The organism is Bacteroides sp., from assembly GCF_052357945.1.
Classification (GTDB): domain Bacteria; phylum Bacteroidota; class Bacteroidia; order Bacteroidales; family Bacteroidaceae; genus Bacteroides.
Map to the genome: position 1 here is coordinate 1 of NZ_DAWCXD010000136.1, position 1,954 is coordinate 1,954.

At 58.2% G+C, this 1,954-nt stretch carries 2 protein-coding genes and 1 pseudogene; all 3 read right to left on the bottom strand.

Annotated features, from left to right (window positions below; genetic code table 11):
* The coding region (locus ACT8YW_RS18380; protein ID WP_444106662.1) for a DUF5045 domain-containing protein at positions 1-323 on the bottom strand (323 nt) is incomplete at its 3' end.
* A 30-nt stretch (positions 324-353) separates the two neighbouring features.
* Positions 354-1,079 carry a hypothetical protein gene (locus tag ACT8YW_RS18385; protein ID WP_444106664.1) on the bottom strand — a complete coding sequence of 242 codons (726 nt, stop codon included), beginning with the start codon at positions 1,077-1,079 and terminating at the stop codon, positions 354-356.
* A pseudogene (locus ACT8YW_RS18390) lies at positions 1,076-1,954 on the bottom strand (hypothetical protein); the annotation flags it as partial. The pseudogene ACT8YW_RS18390 and the gene ACT8YW_RS18385, both read right to left, overlap by 4 nt.

Below are 1,954 nucleotides of genomic sequence, written 5' to 3' on the forward strand. Positions count from 1 at the left end.
CGGTCGGCCACGTTCAGCGCCTCTATCTTCGCACGGCTGACCAGTGCCGAGTCGATGGCTTCGGCTTCGTCCACCTGATTGTACAGACTGACGCCCGCCAGCGTGCGGAACGACAGCTTGTTCTTCATCGCCGCCGACTTCTTGTAGGAGTTGTGCAGCAGCGTGTAATAAAGGTCGGGCGAGAGTGCGCCCGCTCCGGTCTCCATGACCGTAACTTGGTTCTGCTTAGGCGAGTCGTGGTTGTAGGTTACACTGACACCCTGTGCATGAACCGCACTTGCCGTTACAACCGCTATCGCCATGAGTAAAAATGTCCTTTTCATCTTTTTTTCCCTTTTATCTGTTTCCGTTCGTCAGTCATCCAGTCGTCCCGCTTCCCGCCACCGCCCGAAAGCCCCGTCGAGAATCTCCCGTTTGGTGCGCTCGCGGTATATCTTCGATTTCCAGTAGCCGATACGCACTTGTATGTACCTCCACGTTTCGATGTATGCCCGGTTCAGGTGCCGTTCGATGTCGTCCAGCGATTGGTTGATAGCCTCCAGTACCGTCAGCAGGTCGCTGGTCGAGCAGGCCGCCGCTCCCGTGGCGTACAGCACGAGGTCGCTCACCGACTTGTAGAGCTGCTCCCCGTCATGGGCGATGTCGCGTATGGCTTTCTCGTTGATGGTCAGTATCAGCGCGTCGGACGGTTCGATGCGCCCCCGTTTCAGTATCTTCTCGTTGAAGTCCTCCAGCAGGTTCTTGTAGTCGCCGATACGGCCGCTCACCGCCGTGTAGGTGTTCTTCACGTTCAGCGCCGTCCGCAGGGACTGGTACATCACGTCGATGATGTCGAAGGCGCGGGTGTAGCGGTCCAAGTCCACGTTCAGTTCCTTGTACCCGCCGACCTCCTTGCGGCTGTACTCGTGCAGCAGCTTGTTGCTGTATTCCAGCGTACTGCGGGCCAACAGCAGGCTGCGCTGTTTCTTGTGGTCGTTGATGTAGGCTTCCACCGACACGATGTCGAAGGTCCACTGCGCCTTGGCGATGCCGGGCAGAAGAGCCAGCAGCACGACCGTTATCAGTAAGCTCCGTTTCATGGCCGTTCCTCCTTTCCTGCGTTTCTTCCGTTCCCGCCTCTGGAAGCCCGTGCGTTCTCCACCCAGCGGTCATGGCACTCCTCCACGAGCGTGAGCCTGCGCCCCTCGTCCGTGTCCAGCTCCGGAAGCACGTCCTTCAGCACGTCGATGATGTTGCGCTTGTAGTGCATCATCTTCTCCAGCGACACGAGGTCGGCGTATATCTTCGTAATCCGAGAATCCACCTCACGGGCTATGGCAAGCCGGTCGCTCGACCACAGCAAGTGATACACATCCCCGGTGGGTGTCTCTTCCATCGGGGCGGTACGGACGTACTCCGTCGTGATTTTGCAGGACGGGTGTTCCCGGGCGATTTCCGCGATGCGGTCGTTCACCATCTTGGTCTTTTCCTCCTCCGAAAGGTTCGGGTCGAGCGTCAGCACATCGGCGACGAATGTGTCGGTGTATTCCGTGGTCAGCTCCCAACTGATCTGCAGGATGGCACGGTGAATCTTGATGCCGAGGAAATACTTTGGTTTCCGCGCTATCGAAATCGTTGCCCGGAACGTGATGACGCCGTTGATGTTCGGCATGGTAGCCTTGCGTACATAGGTGTAGCCGCTCCACGCGCCGCCGCCTTGCCACGTGAGGTTGTAGGCGGTCTTACAGTCCTGCATGATGGCGGGTATGCGGTAGTAGTCGTCCGTCGGCACGTCGTTGTCGCCTGCCGCTTCCTGTCTCGCATCCGCGTACTCCTTCTGTTTCTTCTGCCATTCGGACAGCTCGTTTTTCAGGCTGTCTATCTGTGTCTTGTTCGCGTTGTACTGCTGGCGGTAGGCTGCCGCGTCCTCCACGCTTGCCTCGGCGATTTTCTTCAGCAACGCGGCATTCTCGTT